Genomic DNA, 12925 nt, shown 5'->3' with positions numbered 1-12925 from the left:
GGTCGGCCCGTCGTCGGCAACAGGGGGACCCCGCCCGTGCGACCACCTGGGCGACGGTGCGTCAAACGGACGGCACGGGGCCCTGCATCCGCTCGCTGATCCAGTGCAGCGAGTCGGCCATCCGTCGGATATAGGTGTGACCGCTGTGCACACCGTCCGGTATTTCGAAGAGCGTGGAGTGGACCGGCCCGCCGGTGTAGTCCTTGATGAAGCGCTTCACGTCGGGCACCGCCACCTCCTTGCTGCCGAGCTCGAAGGCCAGATAGACCGGCAGGCTCTTCCGCGCGGCCAGCTGCCGCGCCAGGTGGCGTGGGTCGTTGGCGCGCATCTCGGCCGAGTGCCCCTGCCACAACGGCGAATCCGGTGCGGTGTCGGGCCCGTTGACGATGGCCGCCTTGAACTTCTGCGGCTCCTTGAGCACGGCCTTCAGCGCGGCGAACCCACCGGACGAGGACCCCATGAAGGCCCAGCCTTCGCGGCTGTCGTACGTACGGAAGTTGGCCCGCGCGAAGTCCGGTACGTCCTCGGTCAGCCAGGTTCCCATCTTCGGCTGCCCCGGGATGTCGCTGCCGTCGTAGTACTTCCTGCCGGGATTGAGCACCGGCATCACGACGATGAAGGGCAGCGTCTTGCCCTGCCGTGACCACTCCGCGATCCGCTCCTCCAGCGCAAAGGCGTCCCCGGCCCAGTAGTTGAACGGATAGCCGTAGGCGCCGGGCAGCGCGATCAGCACCGGAAAGCCGCTCGTGGCGTACTCCGACTGGTGGTACTCCGGCGGCACCCAGGCCCAAATGTCCCCGGTGAAACCGGACTTGCGCCCGTGCCACTTCGTCGTCACGACCTCGGTGCCGCTCCCGGCCGTGCGGAACGGGGTGAAGAGGGAGCGCGGGCCTCGGGGCTCCGCCACCCGGGGCTGTCCGTTCCGGGCATCCGCGACATGGGCCCGCAGCCGCGGCACACTCGATGCGTCGACGATGTCCCTGCCGCCGCCGCAACCGGCCAGCAGCCCCAGAGCCACCACACTTACCGCAGCATGGACGCGCAGGCACTTCATCGGGACGTTCTCCTCGGATCCTTGGGCCGGCCGGGGGCAGCCACGCTGCCACTGCGACGCCGGTCGAAAGACACCACTTTAAGATCGGCCGAAGTGTCCTGAACGCCGCCCCCGACCGCGGTGACCTGGCCGTCCCCCCTCCCAGGCCCCCCAGAAGACATCGCGTCACGTCAAATTCAGGGGCGGGGTTTCCCTCGTTCGATGAGCCCACTCGTTGTTTACCGGACGGTCGGTTCTGGCATGGTGGGTTCCCAGTTCGGAAGGGCGCGGCACTGTGCCGTGGTTGGGGATGACCGATGACCGCGTGGGCCGATCACCGGCCACCGCCCGGCGTAGTGGGGCGGGCCGTTGAGCATGAGCAGGTGTCCGGGCTGCTGAGCGGTGCTCAGTTGGTGACGCTCACCGGGGCCGCCGGGGTGGGCAAGAGCGTGCTGGCCCGCGCCGTCCTGACGGAGCACACCGCTCGGCACGGCGGCACGGTCATCCGGGTCGGCTGCTGGGACGGTCTGGCCGAGGGCGGTCTGACCGAGGCACTGCTCCGGACGGCGGGGCAGTCGGACACCGCGTGCCGGGACACCGCCCGGCCCCTCGCCCGGCATACGGCCGACCCCTGCGTCAGCGCACCGCTGCACGGCCGGGCGGGCCGGACGGATGCCACCACGGCGTGCACTCCCGCCGGCGGTACGGCCCTCGCGGCGCTGGCCGCGCACTGCCGGCGGCATCGCGTGACCGTACTGCTGGACGACTGCGACCCGGTGGTCGCCGAGTGCGCACAGCTCGTGCGACGACTGCTGCGCGCCGACCCGTCGCTGCGCATCGTGGCGACCGCACGTGGTCCGCTGGGGCTGGCCGAGGAGCGGGTAGTCGAGCTCGCGCCGCTTCCGGTGACGCTGGGCGAGGGGATCGCCGGACCGGCCGTCGAGCTGCTGGCCGCGCGGACCGGAGCCGCGGCGCCCGAGCTCCTGGTCGCGGTGTGCCAGGCGCTGGAGGGCTCACCGCTGGCGATCGCACTGGCCGCGCACCAGCTGGACCGGATGTCCTTGCCGCAGCTCGCCGCGCAGGTGGGCACGGACGGGCCGCTGTTCTACTCGGGGCCGGCGGCGACCGTGCGGCACACCTCGCTGCACGCCGCGCAGGCCGCGGGCTACGCCCTCTGCTCACCCACGGACCGCCGGGTATGGGCGAGGCTCTCGGTGCTTCCCGGCGATTTCGATCCCTGGCTCGCGGGATGCGTCTGTACCAGCAGTGACGTCTCTGCAGCGGCGGTCGACGGGGCACTGGAACGGCTCCGTACGGCCTCGGTCGTCGAACGCGTACGGGACGCGGGCGGCGCACACGAGGACACCGGGGCCGCGCTGCCGCCGCGCTACCGACTCCCGCGCGCCGCCCGCGACTTCGGGCGGACGCAGCTGCGCGAGGCGGGCGAGGAGTCCGCGGCGCTACGGCGGTTCCGGCAGGCCTGTGCGGCGCTGGCGGCCGAGGCGCAGATCGCCTGGCAGGGCCCCAACCAGCAGGTCGCCGTGCGACTGGTGGAGGACGAGCAGGCCAATCTCGACGCGGCGCTGACCCGGCCACCGCAGGACGCGGAGGATGCGCTCGGCGCGCTGGAGATCGCGGTGTCACTGTGGTTCCACTGGGCCGCCTGCGGCTTCCGCCGCGAGGGGCGGGCCCATCTGGACCGGTTGCTGCTGCTCTCCCGGGACGACACCGCGCTGCGGGCCCGGGCATTGTGGCTGGCCGGCTATCTCGCCGCGCAGGAACACTCGCTCGCCACCGCGGAGGCGCTGCTCGACGAGGCATGGACGGCGGCGGTGATGCATGCGGACTCCGACGGACTGGCCCGTATCGCCCATGCGCACGCCGTGCTGGAGCTGTACCGCGGGAACACCGCGGCGGCCGTGACGTGCCTGGAGGAAGCGGCCCGGCACCACCCCAGGGATCCGTGGTTCGGGCCGGGGCCCGCCCACAGCTGGGCGCTGCTCGCCATCGCGCTGTCGCCGCTGGATGCGGAAGGGGCGCGGGCGGCGGCCCGCCGCGCCTGGGAGGTCCGGCACTCCGACGGCGATTACTGGCTGTACTCGACGGTCCTCTACGCCCAGGCCCTCACCGAAAGCGCCCACGGGAAACCGGCGGCGGCGCTGCACGCCTGCCACAAGGCACTGGTGGCCAAAGAGCTCATCGGCGATCCGCTGTTCATCGCGGGGGTCCGCAGCATGCTGACGGCGCTGCGGCGGGCGGTGCGCGGCGGGGCGGCGCTGCCGGACGCCGACGAGGAGACCCCGTGGTGGCAGCGCGGCGGGTCCGGCGTACGGGCGCGGCCGTTCTTCTCGCGGCAGCGGGCGGGGTCCGCAGGGCCGGGCCGGTCTCCGCAAGACGCCGGATGACACGTTGTGTGACGTACTGGCCACGTTCGGGATGCGGGAGCGCCGGGCTGGTCGCATGCTGGGAAGCATGAAGCGTGCCCCCGTGATCGTGCACCCGCCGTTCTCAGGCGGTCGCCGTGTGACACTCAACGGACAGGATCTGGGACGGGCGCTGCGCCCCGGCGATGTGGCCGCGATACTGCGCCGGGCCGGTTTCTGCACCATGAAGTTCGTCTGGGACGACACCGGCGTCTTCGAATGGCGCGACGGCGGCCCCGACGTCTGGCTGATGCCCTGACGTGACACCGCTCGTCAACCGGCCCGCACCCTCAGGTGAGTTGCGTCAGGTGAACGCCTGACTGCCGTTGAAGATCCGTACGAGCCGCGCGGAGGTGGCGCGGCGGTCCCGGGGAAGGTCAGTCGACCGGCGTGGCGACCGGGGTCTCCGCCACCTCGCGCGCGGCGGCCGCCTTCTTCGCGCGGTGCTTCATGAGGAAGAAGGAGCCGACACCGAACAGCAGGGCGGCGACCAGTCCGAGCCAGGAGAAGCGCTTGAGCCACGACTCGGCGACGATGCCCACGCTGTAGATCAGCGCGGTCGTACCGCCGGCCCAGATGATGCCGCCGAGGACGTTGGCGATCAGGAACTTCCAGTACGGCATCTTCAGTACGCCGGCGAGCGGGCCGGCGAAGATGCGCAGCAGCGCGACGAAACGGCCGAAGAAGACCGCCCACATACCCCACTTGTCGAACTTCGCCTCGGCCATGGCGACATGGTCGGGGCCGAAGTGCTTGGGGAACTTCCGGCCCGCCCACTGCAACAGGGGCTGGCCTCCCTTGCGTCCGATCAGATACCCGATGGAGTCACCGATGATCGCGCCGGCGGACGCACAGGCTCCCAGCACGAACGGATTGATGTGGTCCTGGGTCGCCGCCAGAATCGCCGCACTGACGAGGACGATCTCGCCGGGCAGCGGAATGCCGACGCTCTCCAGTCCGATGACCACCCCCACCAGGAGGTAGACACTCACGGCCGGTACCGTCTCCAGCCACTCCTGGATGTGCAACGCCGCTTCCTCCGCTGGTGTAGGGCCCCCGTGGGCCGTGACCCGACACCCTCATGACTCCGGTACCGGTCGATCCCCTGGCGCGCCACAGCACGCCCGGGAAGCGTACTCGATCGCGCCGTCAGGGAGCCGAATCCATGTGCGGTGCGCAACACCTGCCTCCGCAGCCCGATCCGGAGCCGCGCGTCCGCGGAAAGACGACGACGGCCCGCCGTGCGGGGCACGACGGGCCGGGGAGAACCCCGCTGTGAAGCAGCTCACTTGTTGGGGCGCAGGGTCCACACGATGCTCATCTCGCCGGTGACCGCGCCGTCCTCGCGGGTGATGGCGATGTTCACGGGGAACTCCGGGCGCTCGCCGGCGTCGAGCTCGGCGACCACCTCGGCCACCGTCCGGCCCAGCTCCGCGGTGGCGGTGACCGGTCCCATGGCGAGCTTCTTGTAGCCGATCTCGGCACGCACGGCCAGCGGCACCGCCCGGCCGAGCTGGTCACCGAAGGCCGCCATCACGATGGCGCCGCTCGCCGACTCGGCGAGGGTGAACATCGCGCCGGCGTGCGGTCCGCCGACGTGGTTGTGGAAGTCGGGCTGGTCGGGCATGCGGACCACGGCGCGCTCGGCGGTGGTCTCGGCGAACTCGAGGTTCAGGGTGCGGGCCATCGGCACGGATGCCGCCATCATTTCGCCGACAGACGGCAGGGTCTCGGAGGACATGAGCGTCATGTTACCTAGCGGTAGCTTAGGTGGGAAGGGGCGGATGCCTTCCGGCCGCCGGGCCGTGACGGTCACCGGGACTTGACGGGCGCCGGGACTTGACGGGCGCCGGGCCTGTGGTGTCCGGAAGGGGATGGCCCTGTGCGGCCGGCCCACCGCCCTGCCTATCGTTGACGCCCATGTGGCCAGGACAACAGCACAGCGATGACGGACGGGTGAGGGCTCCGGCACACCGCGGGTGCCGAGCGGCAGGCACCCCGAGCCGGAAGTGGTCCCACACGGTCCCCTCCGCGCAGGTGCTCTCTTGGTGATGGCCCGCCCCGCGTGGGCGGGGCGCAACTATCTGCTGCTCACCGGCGCCACGGTGATCGCGAACCTCGGGAGCTCCGGCGCACTGATCGCCACCGCCTTCGCGGTGCTCGCCTCCGGCGGCTCCGCCACCGACGTCGGTCTGGTGGCCGCCGCACGGACGGTCCCGCTCGTCCTCTTCCTGCTGATCGGCGGTGCGGTCGCCGACCGGTTGCCCCGGCATCGTGTGATGGTCGCCGCGAACGCCCTCAGCTGCGTCTCCCAGGGCCTGTTCGCGCTGCTCGTGCTGGCCGGCGAGCCGCGGTTGTGGCAGATGGCCGTGCTGGCGGCCCTCGGCGGCACCGGGCAGGCGTTCTTCGCGCCGGCCTCCGAGGGCATGGTGCTCGCCAGCGTCTCCGGCGACCAGGCGGGGCGCGCCTTCGCCGTGTTCCGTATGGGCATGAACGGCGCCAACATCGGCGGCGCCGCGCTCGGCGGCGCACTGGTCGCCGTGGTCGGTCCCGGCTGGGTGCTGGCCATCGACTCCGTCTCCTTCGCCCTCGCGGCCGTGCTGCGCGCATTCCTCGACGTCAGCGGGGTCGCCGCACGGGCGCCCGGCGGCGGGCTGCTGCACGATCTGCGGGACGGCTGGCGCGAGGTCGTCTCCCGGCCGTGGCTGTGGGCGGTGGTGGTGCAGTTCTCCATCGTCAATGCGGTGGTGTCGGCCGCCGAGGCGGTCTACGGACCGCTGGTCGCGGAGCAGCATCTGGGCGGCCCCGGCCCCTGGGGGCTGGCGCTGGCGGCCTTCGGCGCGGGCACGGCGGGCGGCGCCCTCATGATGACCAGGGTCAGACCGCACCGCCTCCTGCTCACCGGTGCGCTGTGCGTCTTCCCGCTCGCCCTCCCGTCCGCCGCGCTCGCCGTCCCCCTCCCCGCGGCCGGACTCACCGCGGTGATGTTCGGCACCGGGATCGCGGTCGAGGTCTTCGCGGTGACGTGGATGATGGCGCTGCACCAGGAGATCCCCGAGGAGAAGTTCTCCCGGGTCTCGTCCTACGACTGGCTGGGGTCCCTGGCCATGGTCCCGCTCGCCACCGCGCTGGCCGGCCCCGTACAGGACCTCATCGGCCGGACGGCGGCGCTGTTCGGCTGCTCCGCACTGATCGCGCTGCTGACGGCGGCGGTGCTGTGCGTGCCCGAGGTGCGGCGATTGACCCGGCGCACGAGGCCGGAGCCGGCCGCCGGCCGGGCGGTCCCCCGTGCGGCCGAGGCGACGGAACCGCATGCGGCGGAGGCGGAGTGAGCGGTCACAGCGGCCCCGGTGCGCGGCCGCAGCGGGCCGCGCTCAGCCGACGCTGAACGCGCCGTCGGGTGGCACCGGGGACGCCACCGCCTCGGCATCCTGTACGGGGACCGCGTCCGCGATCAGCCGCCGCAGCGCCGCACCGTGCTCGACCCGGGCCGGAAACGCGTCACCGGCCGTCCGCCGGGCCAGCGCGGCGATCGGGAGCGGTGCGCGCGAGGCGAGCAGCACGGCGTTGCCGAACCGGCGGCCGCGCAGCACCGAGGGCTCGGCGATCAGTGCGAGATGCTCGAAGACCGTGGCGAAATTGGCGAGTTGACCGCGCAGAAAGCCGAACGGCGCACCGTCCGCGAGGTTCGCGGCGTAGCAGCCGTCCGGTCGCAGCACCCGGGCGGCGGCCCGCGCGTACTCGACCGAGGTGAGGTGCGCCGGCACCCGCGAGCCGCCGAAGACGTCCGCCACGATGACATCGGCGCTGCCCTGCGGCGCCGCCTCCAGTGCCGTACGGGCGTCCTGGGCATGCACCGTGATCCCGCAGTCGCCGGGCAGCGGCAGATGTTTCGTCACCAGGGCGAGCAGCCCGCGGTCGGCCTCGATGACGTCCTGCCGGGAGTGCGGACGGACGGCGGCGAGATAGCGCGGCAGGGTCAGCGCCCCGCCGCCCAGATGCAGCACATCGAGCGGGCGTCCCGGGTCGGCCACCTCGTCCAGGACGTGTGCCAGCCGGCGCACATACTCGAATTCCAGATGTGCGGGCGCGTCGAGGTCCACGTACGACTGCGGTGCGTCGTCCACCGTGAGCAGCCAGGCGCGCGGCCGGTCCACGTCCGGCAGCAGCTTGGCGGTGCCGCAGTCCACGGCCCGGGTGACGGGTATCGGCTCGGGTGCTTCGTCCACCGTCCCATTGTGCCGGTGCGGCCACGGTGTCCCGGCCCCGGCCGCCTGTCCCGCCGGGCCGGTCAGTCCGACCAGACCTGACGGATCCGAGCCGCCTCGGCCGCCGCCTGCCGGCGCCCCGCGCGGGCCGCGTCCGCGCGCTTGGCGGGATCCAGGACATTGCGGCCGAACGCCGACCTGGCCGCGCGGTCGGGGGTGAGCACCCACACCCGGGCACCCCCGCGTGCCAGTTGCTCCCCCTGCGCCCGCGGTCCGGCGATCGGCCCACCACTGGCCGCCATCGGCGCGACGATCACCACCCGGCCGTATCCGGCGGCCAGATCGGCATTGGCGCTGGAGTGCACCCCGCCGTCGATCCACCGGGTGCCGTCGATGGTGACCGGCGGATAGATTCCGGGGACCGCGCAGCTCGCGCCCACCGCGTCGAGCAGCCGGACCCCGCTCGTGTCGTCGAAGGCGGTCCGCTCCCCCGTCGCGGCATCCACCGCCGTGATCACCAGCCGGCGGGCCGGCCAGTCGGTCAGCTTCAGGGTCCGGGCGATCGCCGTGCGCTGTTCGGCCTCGGTGACGGTACGGGCCGCAACCGCCAGCTTTCCCATCCTTACGCCGAAGGACTCCGTGTCCCGGGAGCGCAGCGCGATGGCCGCGAACCGGGCCAGCGCGGCCGGGCCCATACGTGCGGCCGAGCGGGTCTCGGGCACGGCGAGCTGGCGCTCGTACATCTCCTCCAGGGTGAGGTGCCGGGAGGTGAGGTGGGCGCCAACGATCGATCCGGCCGAGGTGCCGATGACGACATCGGCGTCGGCGAGGTCGAGGCCCGCCTCGGCGAGACCGGCGAGCACACCGATCTCCCAGCCGATGCCGGTGAGCCCTCCGCCGCCCAGGACCAGTGCCGTGCCCGTCATCAGGTCTCCCGCCCTTGTCCGGCCGACCGCCCGCACCGCGTGGCGCGATCGCCCTCGTGCCCGTTCATCCGGGCGAGCAGTCTCGCACCCGCGCGTCCCCCACGACAGCAGGCGGCTGCGCCCGGCACCGGGAGAGGTGCCGGGCGCAGCCTGATGACCTGCGGTGTCCTACGCCTCGACGGTGCGCACCGTGCCCGCGCCGACGGTGCGGCCGCCCTCGCGGATGGCGAAGCCCAGTCCCCGCTCCAGCGGCACGTCCCGGCCCAGTTCGACCGACACCGTCACCGTCTCTCCGGGCCGGGCCACGCCCCGCTCACCGAGGTCGAGGTCGCCGACCACGTCCGCGGTGCGGATGTAGAACTGCGGTCGGTAACCGGTGGACATCGGCGTACGGCGGCCGCCTTCCTCGGTGGAGAGCACATACACCTCGGCGGTGAAGCGGCGCCGCGGTGTGACACTGCCCGGCGCGGCGACCACATGCCCGCGGCGCACCTGGTCGCGGTGCAGACCGCGCAGCAGCAGCGCGACGTTGTCCCCGGCCTCGGCGGACTCCATGGGCTTGCCGAACGTCTCCAGCCCGGTGACCGTCGTCTCGGTCTCCGCGCCGAGCACCGAGACCCGGTCGCCGACCCGCACCGTGCCCCGCTCGACGGCCCCGGTGACGACCGTGCCGCGGCCGGTGATGGTCAACACGTTCTCCACCGGGAGCAGAAAGGGCGCGTCGACATACCGCTCGGGCATCGGGACATAGGTGTCGACGGCGTCCAGCAACGCGTCGATCGCCCCCGTCCAGCGCGGGTCACCCTCCAGGGCGCGCAGCCCCGAGACCCTTACGACGGGTACGTGCTCCCCGTCGTAGCCGTGCGTGCTCAGCAGTTCGCGCACCTCCAGCTCCACCAGGTCGGTGAGCTCCGGGTCGCCGGCGTCGGCCTTGTTGAGGGCCACGACGATATGCCGGACGCCCACTTGCCTGGCGAGCAGCACATGCTCGGCGGTCTGCGGCATGATCCCGTCGAGCGCCGAGACGACGAGGATCGCGCCGTCGAGCTGCGCCGCGCCGGTCACCATGTTCTTGATGAAGTCGGCGTGGCCGGGCATGTCGACATGCGCGTAGTGCCGGGTGCCCGTCTCGTACTCGACATGCGAGATGTTGATGGTGATGCCGCGGGCGGCCTCCTCCGGGGCCCGGTCGATCCGATCGAAGGGCACGAAGGTCCCGCTCCCCCGGTCGCTGAGGACCTTGGTGATGGCCGCGGTCAGCGTGGTCTTGCCGTGGTCGACATGGCCCATGGTGCCGATGTTCAGGTGCGGCTTGGTGCGCACATATGCCGTCTTGGGCATGGTGTTCTTCCTCGCAACAATGCGGTGAGGACGGCGACTTGGCGCCGTGGGGACCCCTGAGCCCGGCCGACCCTCCCCCTGCGGGGTCCGCCGGACAATCCGGAGAGGGTCAGCTTCGTGCGCCGTCGGCCGCTGCGGCGGCCGGGACGGCGACCGCTGCGACGGCGGTGACTGCGGGAACGCAGTGGGCCGCGGCGACGGCCGCGAGGAGATCGACGGCAGCCTTCGGCTCGTCCGCGACTGCGGACGGGAGCGGGAGGAAGGCGTACCGGAACATGCGTCATATGGTGCCGGGCGCCCGCCGCGGCGTCGACCGATTTATGGCCGCGTCCTGGTACGCCGCGCGGACGCCTGCCGACGCGTCAGGTCCTCACAGATGCTTCATGGCCTCACGCACCGACAGCGGGGAGAGCCGCTCCCGGTGTGCCGCCGCGAAATCGCGCACCGCCTCCGGGTCCGTCTTCGCGTATTCGCGCAGCGCCCAGCCGATCGCCTTGCGGATGAAGAAGTCCCGGTGCCCGGCCTGCCGCAGACAGTAGGTGAAGAGCCGGCCGGCGTCCGTCCGCTCCTTGAAGCGCAGTTGATGCAGCAGGGCGGTACGCGCCACCCAGAGGTCGTCGTCCTCGATCCAGCGGTCCATCTCCCCGGCCAGTCGCGGATCGGCGGCCACCAGCGCCCCGACCACATGGGCGGCGAGCGCATCGACCGTGTCCCACCAGGACGTGGTGGTCACCAGCTGCCTGGCGACCGGCAGAAAGCCGGACGAGCAGCGCTTCACATGCCGGCGGAGGTAGTCCACCGCGAAATGGTGGTACTCCCGCTCGCGAAGGGCCCAGCAGCGCAGCGCGACGGCCGTGCAGTCCGTCTCGTCGGGCCGGGGCAGGTCCTTGAGGACCGTGCGGTCGAGGGCCCGCCGCTCAGTGGTGGGGATACCGAGAAAGGGGCACACGCCCTTGAGGTACGCGGCGGACCCCGCGGCCCGTACGGGGTCCCCGGCCGGCGGGTACGCGGCGGTCAGCCGGGACAGGACGGTGTCGGCCAGTTCGCTCGACGGCGGGTCCGGTTTCTGGGCCATGCGGGCAACGTTACGGCTCCCCGGCACCCCTGTCGGTTACGCTCCCGGGATGTTCCCGCCCGCCGCAACGCCCGACGGCCTCGCCGCGCGCTGCACGCGTGTGCTGTTCTCCCCCTGGCTCCGGCTGGGCCTGCTGCTCACCCTGCTGGCCTGCGGCGCGGCCATGACGCTCTGGTGGCAGCCACAGCACCTCCTGGCTGACGCCCGGCCCGCCGAGTTGTCCGGCCCGACCGCCCTCGTGATCTTCGCGCTGGCGTACGGCGTGAGCACCACCGCCTTCGTCCCACGCCCGGTCCTCAATCTCGCGGCGGGAGCCCTCTTCGGCAGCCAGGCCGGGCTGGCCACGGCGCTCGCCGGTACGGTCCTGGGCGCCGGGCTGGCGTTCGGGCTCGGCCGGCTGCTCGGGCAGGACGCCCTGCGCCCGTTGCTGCGCGCCCGCTGGCTGACGGCCGCCGACCGGCAGTTGAGCGAGCACGGCTTCCGCTCGATGCTGGCGATCCGGCTCTTCCCCGGTCTGCCGTTCTGCGCCACGAACTACTGCGCCGCCGTCTCCCGTATGGGCTGGGTCCCCTACCTCGTCGCGACGGCGCTCGGCAGCATTCCGAACACCGCGGCCTACGCCGTGGCCGGCGCGCGGGCCTCGACGCCCACCTCGCCGGCGTTCCTCCTCGCCATGGGCTTCATCGCCGTCAGCGCGCTGGCCGCACTGGTGGTGGCGTGGTGCAAACGCAAGGCGCTGCGCGGACGCTGACAGCGGTTCGGCCGGGCGCCGGTTTCTCCCGCGACGGCCACGGGGCGGGCACCGTACGTCCGGGCCCCTTTGGTCCCCCGGACATCTTCGGACGTTACGCTGCCCCCTGTCGACAATGATCCACATCGACCGTCGCGGTCCGTTTTCTCCCATCTTGCGCAGGTCAGCGCTTGACCACCCTTGGATACCGTATTTTCCATGTCTTGGTTTGAATCTTTCGTCCTCGGACTTGTCCAAGGGCTGACCGAGTTTCTTCCGATCTCCTCCAGTGCGCATCTCCGTCTGACCGCGGCGTTCGCCGGCTGGCAGGACCCCGGTGCGGCGTTCACCGCCATCACCCAGATCGGCACCGAAGCGGCCGTCATCATCTACTTCCGCAAGGACATCGGCCGGATCATCTCGGCCTGGGCCCGCTCCCTCTTCAACCGTGAGCTGCGGCACGACCACGACGCCCAGATGGGCTGGCTGGTGATCGTGGGCTCGATCCCGATCGGCGTCCTGGGCATCACGCTCAAGGACGCCATCGAGGGCCCGTTCCGCGATCTGCGGCTGATCGCCACCACCCTCATCGTGATGGGCGCGGTCCTCGGCATCGCCGACCGGCTGGCCGCCCGCGACGAGACCGGCGGCCGACACCGGGCCGCAAAGCAGCGCAAGACCCTCACGGACCTCAGCGTCAAGGACGGCCTGCTGTACGGCGTCTGCCAGGCCATGGCGCTCATCCCCGGCGTCTCCCGCTCCGGCGCCACGATCAGCGGCGGCCTCCTGATGGGCTACACCCGCGAATCCGCCGCCCGTTACTCCTTCCTGCTCGCCATCCCGGCGGTACTGGCCTCCGGCGTCTTCGAACTCAAGGACGCGGGCGAGGGCCATGTCGCCTGGGGCCCCACCCTCGTCGCCACGCTCATCGCCTTCGTCGTCGGCTACGCCGTGATCGCATGGTTCATGAAGTTCATCTCCCACAAGTCCTTCATGCCGTTCGTGATCTACCGCATCCTCCTGGGCATAGCCCTGTTCGCCCTGGTCGCGGCGGGGACGCTGTCGCCGGATGCGGGGGAAACGGCGGGCTAGGGGCAATACCGGTGACTTTGGGGTGTTCGGGTCGTTGGGAGTGGTGTGCCAAGGCCCGGACAGGTGAAGTCGTCGGTGGATGACCGGCTTTCGGACC

General features: G+C 72.0%; 13 protein-coding genes. 5 read left to right on the top strand and 8 right to left on the bottom strand.

The genetic code is table 11. The annotated features are described in order from the left end of the window. Nucleotides 1-61 precede the first annotated feature (61 nt). Nucleotides 62-1054, bottom strand: a complete 993-nt coding sequence (locus ACGFWI_RS34940; RefSeq protein WP_393910082.1) for an alpha/beta hydrolase — start codon at nt 1052-1054, stop codon at nt 62-64. 296 nt (nt 1055-1350) lie between these two features. Here ACGFWI_RS34940 and ACGFWI_RS34935 point away from each other — a divergent pair, with 296 nt between their 5' ends. Together ACGFWI_RS34935 and ACGFWI_RS34930 are read left to right on the top strand one after the other, a co-directional pair. Beyond that, a complete protein-coding gene (locus tag ACGFWI_RS34935) occupies nt 1351-3438 on the top strand; it encodes an ATP-binding protein (RefSeq protein WP_393910081.1) in 2088 nt (695 codons plus the stop codon). A gap of 67 nt (nt 3439-3505) precedes the next feature. Continuing rightward, a complete protein-coding gene (locus ACGFWI_RS34930) occupies nt 3506-3715 on the top strand; it encodes a hypothetical protein (RefSeq protein WP_393910080.1) in 210 nt (69 codons plus the stop codon). A 118-nt stretch (nt 3716-3833) separates the two neighbouring features. Here ACGFWI_RS34930 and ACGFWI_RS34925 read toward each other — a convergent pair whose 3' ends face one another. Both ACGFWI_RS34925 and ACGFWI_RS34920 read right to left on the bottom strand, forming a co-directional pair. Continuing rightward, nucleotides 3834-4484, bottom strand: a complete 651-nt coding sequence (locus tag ACGFWI_RS34925) for a DedA family protein (protein WP_393910079.1) — start codon at nt 4482-4484, stop codon at nt 3834-3836. Nucleotides 4485-4741: 257 nt separating this feature from the next. Then, nucleotides 4742-5197, bottom strand: coding sequence for a DUF4442 domain-containing protein (locus ACGFWI_RS34920; protein ID WP_393910078.1), 456 nt, complete (start codon nt 5195-5197; stop codon nt 4742-4744). 310 nt (nt 5198-5507) lie between these two features. Between ACGFWI_RS34920 and ACGFWI_RS34915 the strand changes: the two genes are divergently transcribed. Beyond that, a complete protein-coding gene (locus ACGFWI_RS34915; RefSeq protein WP_393910077.1) occupies nt 5508-6788 on the top strand; it encodes an MFS transporter in 1281 nt (426 codons plus the stop codon). 42 nt (nt 6789-6830) lie between these two features. Here the strand turns inward: ACGFWI_RS34915 and ACGFWI_RS34910 are convergent, their stop codons facing one another. From ACGFWI_RS34910 to ACGFWI_RS34890, 5 genes are all read right to left on the bottom strand, one after another. Further along, nucleotides 6831-7685, bottom strand: coding sequence for a spermidine synthase (locus tag ACGFWI_RS34910; protein ID WP_393910076.1), 855 nt, complete (start codon nt 7683-7685; stop codon nt 6831-6833). 62 nt (nt 7686-7747) lie between these two features. Further along, the gene (locus ACGFWI_RS34905) at nt 7748-8590 is read right to left on the bottom strand and encodes a patatin-like phospholipase family protein (RefSeq protein WP_393910075.1); all 843 of its coding nucleotides are present in this window, start codon (nt 8588-8590) and stop codon (nt 7748-7750) included. A gap of 168 nt (nt 8591-8758) precedes the next feature. Next, on the bottom strand, nt 8759-9931 hold the full coding sequence (gene tuf / locus ACGFWI_RS34900) for an elongation factor Tu (RefSeq protein WP_393910074.1): 1173 nt from the start codon (nt 9929-9931) through the stop codon (nt 8759-8761). Nucleotides 9932-10040: 109 nt separating this feature from the next. After that, the gene (locus ACGFWI_RS34895; protein WP_393910073.1) at nt 10041-10208 is read right to left on the bottom strand and encodes a hypothetical protein; all 168 of its coding nucleotides are present in this window, start codon (nt 10206-10208) and stop codon (nt 10041-10043) included. Nucleotides 10209-10301: 93 nt separating this feature from the next. Next, on the bottom strand, nt 10302-11006 hold the full coding sequence (locus ACGFWI_RS34890) for a DNA alkylation repair protein (protein ID WP_393910072.1): 705 nt from the start codon (nt 11004-11006) through the stop codon (nt 10302-10304). Nucleotides 11007-11055: 49 nt separating this feature from the next. Between ACGFWI_RS34890 and ACGFWI_RS34885 the strand changes: the two genes are divergently transcribed. After that, nucleotides 11056-11757 carry a TVP38/TMEM64 family protein gene (locus tag ACGFWI_RS34885; protein WP_393910071.1) on the top strand — a complete coding sequence of 234 codons (702 nt, stop codon included), beginning with the start codon at nt 11056-11058 and terminating at the stop codon, nt 11755-11757. A gap of 198 nt (nt 11758-11955) precedes the next feature. After that, a complete protein-coding gene (locus tag ACGFWI_RS34880; protein ID WP_393910070.1) occupies nt 11956-12828 on the top strand; it encodes an undecaprenyl-diphosphate phosphatase in 873 nt (290 codons plus the stop codon). Nucleotides 12829-12925: the final 97 nt, after the last annotated feature.

It is taken from the genome of Streptomyces sp. NPDC048434 (genome assembly GCF_043200375.1).
GTDB lineage: Bacteria > Actinomycetota > Actinomycetes > Streptomycetales > Streptomycetaceae > Streptomyces.
The sequence above is the reverse complement of the archived record's forward strand: the minus strand, read 5'-3'. Positions and strand labels throughout refer to the sequence as shown.

What these genes read in the sequence shown, in the direction of transcription:
- ACGFWI_RS34880 (WP_393910070.1), top strand. Translation starts at nt 11,956, where the DNA reads ATGTCTTGGTTTGAATCTTTCGTCCTCGGACTTGTCCAAGGGCTGACC.
- tuf (WP_393910074.1), bottom strand. Translation starts at nt 9,931, where the DNA reads ATGCCCAAGACGGCATATGTGCGCACCAAGCCGCACCTGAACATCGGC.
- ACGFWI_RS34890 (WP_393910072.1), bottom strand. Translation starts at nt 11,006, where the DNA reads ATGGCCCAGAAACCGGACCCGCCGTCGAGCGAACTGGCCGACACCGTC.
- ACGFWI_RS34915 (WP_393910077.1), top strand. Translation starts at nt 5,508, where the DNA reads ATGGCCCGCCCCGCGTGGGCGGGGCGCAACTATCTGCTGCTCACCGGC.
- ACGFWI_RS34920 (WP_393910078.1), bottom strand. Translation starts at nt 5,197, where the DNA reads ATGTCCTCCGAGACCCTGCCGTCTGTCGGCGAAATGATGGCGGCATCC.
- ACGFWI_RS34935 (WP_393910081.1), top strand. Translation starts at nt 1,351, where the DNA reads ATGACCGCGTGGGCCGATCACCGGCCACCGCCCGGCGTAGTGGGGCGG.
- ACGFWI_RS34895 (WP_393910073.1), bottom strand. Translation starts at nt 10,208, where the DNA reads ATGTTCCGGTACGCCTTCCTCCCGCTCCCGTCCGCAGTCGCGGACGAG.
- ACGFWI_RS34930 (WP_393910080.1), top strand. Translation starts at nt 3,506, where the DNA reads ATGAAGCGTGCCCCCGTGATCGTGCACCCGCCGTTCTCAGGCGGTCGC.
- ACGFWI_RS34885 (WP_393910071.1), top strand. Translation starts at nt 11,056, where the DNA reads ATGTTCCCGCCCGCCGCAACGCCCGACGGCCTCGCCGCGCGCTGCACG.
- ACGFWI_RS34905 (WP_393910075.1), bottom strand. Translation starts at nt 8,590, where the DNA reads ATGACGGGCACGGCACTGGTCCTGGGCGGCGGAGGGCTCACCGGCATC.
- ACGFWI_RS34940 (WP_393910082.1), bottom strand. Translation starts at nt 1,054, where the DNA reads ATGAAGTGCCTGCGCGTCCATGCTGCGGTAAGTGTGGTGGCTCTGGGG.